This window comes from Streptomyces sp. NPDC059668, from assembly GCF_042734135.1.
Classification (GTDB): Bacteria; Actinomycetota; Actinomycetes; order Streptomycetales; family Streptomycetaceae; genus Streptomyces.
The window spans coordinates 37254-44757 of record NZ_JBHWEL010000050.1 but is presented as its reverse complement, the minus strand read 5'-3'; the positions used below and the strand labels follow the sequence as shown (position 1 = coordinate 44757).

Below are 7504 nucleotides of genomic sequence, written 5' to 3'. Positions count from 1 at the left end.
GGAAAAACCGTCCCTCGTTGTTGTCAAACTGTTTTTGTGGGTCCGGCTCGCTGGGGTGGCGCACCGGTGGCGCCGCCCCCGGCCCCCGGGCCGGCGCCCGGCGGGGGTGGCAGGGGGGCGGCGGCGGGGGTCTCTTCATCGGCGTACTCGTGATCGGCACCGGGCTTCCGGTGACGGCCGTCCTGGGCCGCGAGGCCGGTGACGGCCAGGCTGCGGCGGATCGGTACGGCCATCCGGTACGGCCATCCGGTCCGTGGGTGCACCGGTGCCGCTCGGGCCGCTCGCGCCGGCCGGTCGGCCGGAGTGTCCGAACGTCCGCCCGCGGAAGGCCGGAGCGTCGGGCCGGCGTGGGTCCCCTCGGGGGCCGGCGGCGGTGCGGGCGGGTTCGGCTCACGCTCGTCCGGCTTCCCGGTCTGCGGGGCGCGGCGGCCCGGCGGACCTCTGCGGGCGGCGCCTAGACGTCCCGCCAGCCGGGTTCGAGGCGGTCGAGGAGGGTGTGGAAGGCCGCGTCGGCCCGGTCCCAGTCGCCGTTGGTCAAGGGTGCGATGAGCAGGCCGAAGGTCGCGTCGAGCAGGAGGGTGGTCTCCGTGCGGGCCCGGGCCTCGGTCATGCCCAGTTCACGGAAGACGGAGGTGAGCAGGCGTGTCCACTCGCTCATCACGTCGCGCATGACGGGCCCGTACCGCTCGGGGTGGAGCAGGCCCGCGGCCATGATCTCCAGGTAGAGGGGGAGTGTGGCGCGCAGCTCGGGGTTGCTGAACTGCTGCCAGGTCTCCTCCATGAAGCGGCGCAGCCCCGCCGGGTCCCGGGGGGAGTCCGCGGTGGTGAGCAGGCGCCGGGCGCGCAGCAGCGGCCGCCTCTCGTACATGGCGAGCGCCTCGGCGACCATGCGTTCCTTGCTCCCGAAGTAGTACAGGAGCATGCGGTCGCTGGTGCCCAGGGCCTGGGCGAGCGGGCGCAGGGACAGGTCGGCCACGCCGTTGCGGATCATGTACGCGCGGACCTGCTCCAGGAGGTCGCGCCGTTTGGCCGGGTCGGCTGGCCGCGACATGAAGGGCCTCCCACCTGCGGTTGTGCGGGACGGAACGGACCCCGCATGTCTAATTCGTTAACTTTCGTCCAGGTATTTACCGTAGCACGTGCTACATGTATATTTATGGATGTAGCACGTGCTACGTGAATGCGGGATCCGGCGCATGCCCGCCCCGGTCGCCGAAGTGCTTCGGCCGTTCCGGCAGCATCGTCGCCGGCAGTTACGGAAGGGACTGATTCCCATGGCCGCCTGGGCCATCGACCTCGCCTCGATCTCACCCCTGGGATCCCTCGCCCGGTTCTCCCGCGGTCGGACGCAGAGGCCGGACCGGCGGGCTGCCGCCGGCCACGCCCAGGACGAGGACCAGGCCCCGCAGGCCGCGCCCACCTCATGGATCGCCCGGAGCCAGGCTCTGTGGTCGCGTTCCCTGGAGCCCCTGCGGCCGCTCGACGCGCCGCGCGCCCGGGCCACCGCCTGGGACGCCTCCTGGCCCCTGCCGCGGGAGCTGACCTCGGTCCGCCGGGCCCGTCGCCTGGCCACCGCCCAGCTGGGCGAATGGGGTCTGGAGGACCTGGCCGACACCGCCGAACTCCTGGTCAGCGAACTGGTCACCAACGCCCTGCGCCACACCCGCGGCCCGCTGCGGCTCAACCTGTACGCACGCGGCTCCCACCTGCGGTGCGAAGTGGAGGACACCGAGCCCACCGGCCCCGTACGCCGCTTCGTCGACGCCGACGCGGAGAGCGGACGCGGTACCGAACTGCTCGATCTGCTCACCGAGACCTGGGGCAGCACCCGCACGGCCACCGGCAAGACCATGTGGTTCGAGATACCCACGCGGACGCCCTGACCCAAAGCGCCGCCCACCCCACCGGAACACCTCAGACACACCACCGGTGGGGCGGTGGGGGCGGCCGAGGACTCCCCGTGCCAGGCCCGCCGTGCCGGCTGCGCCCGAACCGTACCGGCCGTACCGCGCCTTACCGCGCCGTACCGCGCCGCGCCGTACCGCGCCGCGCCGTACCGCGCCGCGCCGTACCGCGCCGCGCTGCGCAGTACCGGCCGAGCCGCGCCTTACCGCGCCGTACCGGCCGCTTCCGGCATCGCGCCCCGCCCCGGGCCCCGTCTCAAGCCGTTCTCGTGCGATTCTGCGGCAGCCCCCGGCACGGTGCCCGCAGACGGCCATGACGCCGCCACCCGGGTCCGCGATCCCCGAACCGCAGCCCCGGCCCCGCGCATTCCCACCCCTCAACCGCCCACCCGCCGGCCCCCGTTGTCCAGCAGGCCCGGCCCCGGCCCCGCGCACTCCCACCCTTCAACCGCCCATCCCTCAACCGCCCACCCACCGGCCCCCGTTGCCCAGCAGGCCCGCCCGTTCCGTCCCGCCCGCCCCGGCGGGGCTCGACCGCCGCACCCGAGCGCGGTCAAGGACCGCGCGAGGCCCCGCTGGCATGCTCCAGGGCAGCTCACCGCACCACCGCGGTGAGAACCCCGCCGCCTGTGGAGGCTGACATGGGTATCCGCGACACGAAGAACGCGATCGACAACTCCGAGAACCCGGAGGAGCTGGCGCAGACGAACATCAGCGCCGAGGAGGAGGACGCCTTCGACTCCCCGAAGACGATCATGAACCAGATCTCCAACGCCTGACACGCCAGACGGCTCCGCCCGGCCGGAACGCCCGCACTCAGCCGGGCGCTCCGGCCGGCGCCCGGACACCGAAGACACCAGAGCCCTGGGGGTCGGGTTGAACACGTCGCTCGTGGACACTCTGCGCGGCGAGGGAATCTTCGCCGACGCATGGAACAAGGAATTCAGGATCCTCCGCGGCGCGGTCGATCCCGCCGACCACGTCTCCTCCGCCTTCATCGAACAGAAGCTGGACGCCAGCCTGCTGCGCTGGCCCTACTTCTCGGTGCTGCGCCACGGAGCCGTACCGCCGGAAAGCGCCTACACCCGCTCCAGGGACGTCATCGGGCACCAGCGCCCCGGCTTCCCCGACGCCGCGGCCGTCAACCGGCTGATGTCGGCCGGAGGCACCCTCAAGCTCAACCAGCTCTCCGACTGGCACCGTCCCACCCGCACCGTCGTCGAACAGCTCCAGGCAGCCGCCCCGGTCGCGGTGGCCTCCTACGTCTTCTGGACCCCGCCCGAGAGCCGCGGCATGCTCCCGCACCGCGACGCCTCCCACGTCGTGGCCCTCCAGCTCGAAGGCCGCAAGGAATGGCAGCTGTACGCCGGTTCGCAGCAGGTCCGAGCCGACGCCGGCCTCGACGTCGACGCCGCCCACCCCACCCACACCTTCGTCCTGGAACCCGGTGACGTGCTCTATCTGCCGCACGGCTGGCCCCACGACGCCGTCGCCCGCGACGGCGACTCCCTCCACCTCACCTTCACCCTCACCGAACCCACCCCCGACGACCTCCTCGAGGCGCTCGGCCGCCACCTCCTGGACGCGGACCCCGACCTCGCCCACCGCTTCCACACCACCACCCTCGAACAGCGCACCGAGCGCGTCCGCGCCGCCCTGCTCGCCCACACCCGCCACCTCGACGACGACACCTGGGCCCACGCCGCTCTCACCGCCATGCGGGAGGTGACGGGATGACCACCACCCGGATCACCCTCGAGGACCTGGTCGGCGACACCGACGCGTTCTTCCGCGACCACTGGGCCGCCCAGCCCGCCGTCTTCCGCGCCTCGGCCGACCTGACCGGCCTGATCACCGAGCAGGAGATGTGGGAGGAGGTGGACTGCGGGCTGCTGATCCGCCCCTACTTCACCGCCTTCGACGAAGGCGTGCGCACCGCCGTCTCCGAGATGACACGCTCGCGCACCATCGTCGGCCACCACGTCCCCGGCTACATCAACCCCGCCCAGATCAAGGCGGACTTCGCCGCCGGCGGCACCTTCAAGTTCAGCCAGCCCGAGCACTGGCACCCCCGCCTGCGCGCCCTCGTCCAGGCACTGGCACCCGAATTCCGCGCCGAACTCGAGTCGTTCGTCTTCCTCAGCCCGCCCGGCAAGACCGCCATCGCCGCCCACATGGACGGCTCCCACGTCCTCGTCCTGCAGATCGCCGGCGTCAAGGACTGGGTGGTGGGCCGCCTCGACGAGACCTCCACCAGCGACTCCGACCGCTACACCGGCGGCGTCATCCCCTACGACCGGCGCATGGAGGTCACCCTGCGCCCCGGCGACGTGCTCTACATGCCGCACGGCACCCCGCACTCCGCCACCGCCCGCATCGGCACCTCCCTCCACATCGCCGTCACCATCGAGGAACCCACCCCTCAGGACCTCGCCAACGTCTTCCTCGCCGAACTCCTCGGCCGGCCCGAGTTCGAGGCCCTCACCCGGCACCACCACGAACTGTCCCTGACCGAACGCCTCACCCGGCTGCGCGCCCTGCTCACCCGCACCCTCGGCGCGGCGGACGAGACCCAGGTGCTCAAACAGGCCGTACGACTCAAGGCCGGGCACCTCGGATGAGACCGGTGCTGCGCCCGGCGACCGTGCTGCGCCCGGTGACCTCCACGGACCTCGACCGGTTCGACACGGAGTTCGCCGGGCCCCACGGACCGGGCCCCTACCAGTGGTTCGGGCACACGCCGAGTCTGCGGCTGCGCCGGCTGCTCGACGAGCGAGGCCTGCTCGGCGGTGACGAGAACATGCTGTCCGTCACCGTCGACGACACCCTCGCCGGACGCGTCGAGTGGTTCCGCCGCGCGTGGGGACGCGTGGAGACCTCCGCCTGCTGGGAGATCGCGATCGGCCTGTTCGCCGCCCACCGCGGCCAGGGCATCGGGACCCAGGCGCAGCGCCTGCTCGTGGACTACCTCTTCACCCACACCCGGACCGAACGCGTCCAGGTGTGCACCGACGCGGACAACCTCGCCGAACAACGTGCCGCCGAGAAGGCCGGCTTCGAACTGGAGGGCCGGGTCCGCCGCGCCCAGTGGCGCGCCGGCACCTGGCACGACCAGCTCCTCTACTCCGTCCTGCGCCCCCTCGGCCCGCCCGCCCCCTGACCCTCCACCACCCCGGACCCGAAGCCGAAGCCGAAGCCGAAGCCGGACCCGAAGCCGGACCCGAAGCCGGACCCGGACCAACCCACAGGCAGAGCCACAGACAGAGCCGTAGCCGTAGCCGTACGACCGAGCGGAGAGCGCGCATGCCCCTGTTCCCGGCCAGCCTGAAGGGCCCCGCACGGCAGCTCGCCGTCCTGCACGGCATCGACGGCATCGGCGTGGGCCTGTACATGGCCGGCTCCGCCGTCTACCTCACCCAGGTCACCGGCCTGAGCCCGGCCCAGATCGGCATGGCGCTGTCCGCCGCCGGACTGACCGGACTGCTCGCCTCGGTGCTGTTCGGCATGGTCGCCGACCGCACCGGGGCGCGCCCGCTGCTGACCTGGCTGCTGATCGGGCTGGGCTGCGGCTACCTCGCACTGCCCGCCGTGCACGCGGCCTGGCAGTTCGTCGTCCTGGCGGTGGCGGTGGGCGCCCTGCAGTTCGGCACAGGCCCCTCCTTCATGTCCCTGATCGCCGAACTCGTCCCCGGCCAGGACCGGGTGAACGCGCGCGCCGCGATCCGCTCCGTCGGCAACGCCAGCATGGGACTGGGCACCCTGGCCGCAGCGGTCCTGCTCGCCGTCGGCACCCGGGGCGCCCTCCAGGTCATCCCGCTCGCCAACGGCGTCACGTTCGTGGTGGCGGGCCTGCTGGTGCACCGGCTGCCCGCGGCCGCCGCCCGCCCCGCCCCGCCCGCCGCGGGACGCTTCACGGCACTGCGCGACGGGCCGTTCCTGCGGGTCGTCGCGGTCAACGCGGCACTGTCCCTGCACGACTCCGTGCTGGCGGTGGCCATCCCGCTGTGGATCGTCGTCGGCACCGGCCTGCCCACCGTGCTCACCCCCCTGCTCATCGGGCTCAACACCGTGCTGTGCGTACTGCTCCAGGTCCGGGCGGCCAGGGGCAGCGACGACCTGCCCGGCGCCGCCCGCCTCGCCCGCCGCGCGGGCCTGGCCGGCGCGGTGTCCTGCCTGCTCCTGATCCCCACCGGCCATCTCGGCACCCTCACGGCCGGGTTCCTGGTGTGCGCCGCCTTCGTGGTGATGACCGGCGCCGAACTGTGGCACGCGGCCGGGTCGTTCGGCATCGGCATCGGCCTGGCCCCCGAGGACCGGCGCGGCGAGTACCTCGGCGCCTTCCAGCTCCACCACGGCCTCCAGTCGATCCTCGGCCCGCTGGTCCTGACCGCGTTCATCGGCCACGGCTCCGGCCTCGGCTGGGCGGTGGCCGCGGTCCTGTTCACCGCCGCCGCCCTCCTCGTCCAGCCGGCGGTACGCGCGGCCTCCGCCGCCGCCGGGGCGGCGGCACCCCGGCCCACCGCGGACCGGCCCACCGCGGACCAGCCCGCCGCCCTGGACTGAACCCGAAGACGTCAAAGACACCGCAGACACCGCGGGCACCGCAGAAACAGCCACCGCGGACACGCAGACACCGCAGAGACCGGAGGCACGGATGCTGCACCCCGCCGCCGACACCCGCACCCCCGGCCCCTACAGCGACCGCGAACTGGCCCGGGACCTGCGGGCCCTGGGCGTCGGACCCGGGGACGTCGTCATGGTCCACACCTCCCTGAGCGCCCTGGGCTGGACGGTGGGCGGTCCCGTCGCCCTCCTGCGGGCCCTGCGGGAGGCCGTCGGGGCGTCGGGGACCCTCGTGGTGGCCGCCTTCACCACCTACCTGACCGACCCGGCGACCTGGGTCCAGCGGCCCGTGCCGCCCACGTGGTGGCCCCGCATCAGGGCGTCCCTGCCCCCGTTCGACCCGGACGTGCACCCCGTCCAGCCCCGCCTGGGCCGCTTCCCCGAGTTCGTACGGACCCTGCCCGGCGTCCGCCGCTCCACGCACCCCCTCTACTCGCTGGCCGCCTCCGGCCCCGCCGCCCCCGCCCTGCTCGCCGCCCACCCGCTGCCCTACGGCCTGGGCGCGCGCAGCCCGCTGACCGCGCTGGGCGGTGCGGGCGCGAAGGTCCTGCTGATCGGAGTGGGCTGGGACAAGTGCACCGTCCTGCACCTGGCCGAACACCTCACGCCCTACCCGGGGCGCCGCGTCCACCGCATGCGGGTGCCCCGCGCGGGAGCCGACGGAGCCACCGTCTGGCAGGACAGCGACCAACTCGTCATGTACGAGGGTGACTACGCGCGCATCGGCGACCGGGCCGCCCGCGCCGGTCTGGTCCGGGAGGGCCCCCTCGCCGCGGCCCGTGCCCTGGTGTGCCCGGTCGCCGAACTCGTGGACCTGGCCTGCGTCTGGATGGAGCGGCACCGCGACCTGAGCGCCTGGGGCGTGGCACCGAACATGACCGGCGTACGGGAGGCCCCCGCCACGGCACTGTGACCGGCGGGGGCGTCGGTCCCGGCTGACGTCGACCGTTCCCCGCGCCCGCGGCACCGTCACCGGC

Annotated in this window: 8 protein-coding genes; 7 read left to right on the top strand and 1 reads right to left on the bottom strand. The window is 73.6% G+C overall.

Annotated features, from left to right (window positions below; genetic code table 11):
* Positions 1 to 454: 454 nt before the first annotated feature.
* Entirely contained in the window at positions 455 to 1051 is a 597-nt protein-coding gene (locus ACFV2J_RS29145; RefSeq protein ID WP_385084692.1) for a TetR/AcrR family transcriptional regulator, read from the bottom strand.
* 223 nt (positions 1052 to 1274) lie between these two features.
* Between ACFV2J_RS29145 and ACFV2J_RS29140 the strand changes: the two genes are divergently transcribed.
* The 7 genes from ACFV2J_RS29140 (at position 1275) to ACFV2J_RS29110 (ending at position 7440) form a co-directional block, all read left to right on the top strand.
* The gene (locus tag ACFV2J_RS29140; RefSeq protein ID WP_385084690.1) at positions 1275 to 1883 is read left to right on the top strand and encodes an ATP-binding protein; all 609 of its coding nucleotides are present in this window, start codon (positions 1275 to 1277) and stop codon (positions 1881 to 1883) included.
* Positions 1884 to 2545: 662 nt separating this feature from the next.
* A complete protein-coding gene (locus tag ACFV2J_RS29135; RefSeq protein ID WP_168500444.1) occupies positions 2546 to 2683 on the top strand; it encodes a hypothetical protein in 138 nt (45 codons plus the stop codon).
* A 112-nt stretch (positions 2684 to 2795) separates the two neighbouring features.
* On the top strand, positions 2796 to 3641 hold the full coding sequence (locus tag ACFV2J_RS29130; RefSeq protein ID WP_385087883.1) for a JmjC domain-containing protein: 846 nt from the start codon (positions 2796 to 2798) through the stop codon (positions 3639 to 3641).
* Positions 3638 to 4525 (top strand): JmjC domain-containing protein, encoded by an 888-nt coding sequence (locus ACFV2J_RS29125; RefSeq protein ID WP_385087884.1) that lies wholly within the window; start codon positions 3638 to 3640, stop codon positions 4523 to 4525. Before ACFV2J_RS29130 ends, ACFV2J_RS29125 begins: the two co-directional genes overlap by 4 nt.
* Positions 4522 to 5064: a GNAT family N-acetyltransferase gene (locus ACFV2J_RS29120; protein WP_385087885.1), complete on the top strand. Its 543-nt coding sequence runs from the start codon at positions 4522 to 4524 to the stop codon at positions 5062 to 5064. The genes ACFV2J_RS29125 and ACFV2J_RS29120 overlap by 4 nt, the downstream gene beginning before the upstream one ends.
* Before the next feature lie 143 nt (positions 5065 to 5207).
* Positions 5208 to 6467 (top strand): MFS transporter, encoded by a 1260-nt coding sequence (locus ACFV2J_RS29115; protein ID WP_385087887.1) that lies wholly within the window; start codon positions 5208 to 5210, stop codon positions 6465 to 6467.
* A gap of 91 nt (positions 6468 to 6558) precedes the next feature.
* A complete protein-coding gene (locus ACFV2J_RS29110; protein ID WP_385087889.1) occupies positions 6559 to 7440 on the top strand; it encodes an aminoglycoside N(3)-acetyltransferase in 882 nt (293 codons plus the stop codon).
* The last annotated feature ends 64 nt before the right edge of the window (positions 7441 to 7504 follow it).

Coding starts and splice junctions, on each gene's coding strand:
- ACFV2J_RS29140 (WP_385084690.1), top strand. CDS start 1,275: ATGGCCGCCTGGGCCATCGACCTCGCCTCGATCTCACCCCTGGGATCC.
- ACFV2J_RS29110 (WP_385087889.1), top strand. CDS start 6,559: ATGCTGCACCCCGCCGCCGACACCCGCACCCCCGGCCCCTACAGCGAC.
- ACFV2J_RS29145 (WP_385084692.1), bottom strand. CDS start 1,051: ATGTCGCGGCCAGCCGACCCGGCCAAACGGCGCGACCTCCTGGAGCAG.
- ACFV2J_RS29125 (WP_385087884.1), top strand. CDS start 3,638: ATGACCACCACCCGGATCACCCTCGAGGACCTGGTCGGCGACACCGAC.
- ACFV2J_RS29120 (WP_385087885.1), top strand. CDS start 4,522: ATGAGACCGGTGCTGCGCCCGGCGACCGTGCTGCGCCCGGTGACCTCC.
- ACFV2J_RS29115 (WP_385087887.1), top strand. CDS start 5,208: ATGCCCCTGTTCCCGGCCAGCCTGAAGGGCCCCGCACGGCAGCTCGCC.
- ACFV2J_RS29135 (WP_168500444.1), top strand. CDS start 2,546: ATGGGTATCCGCGACACGAAGAACGCGATCGACAACTCCGAGAACCCG.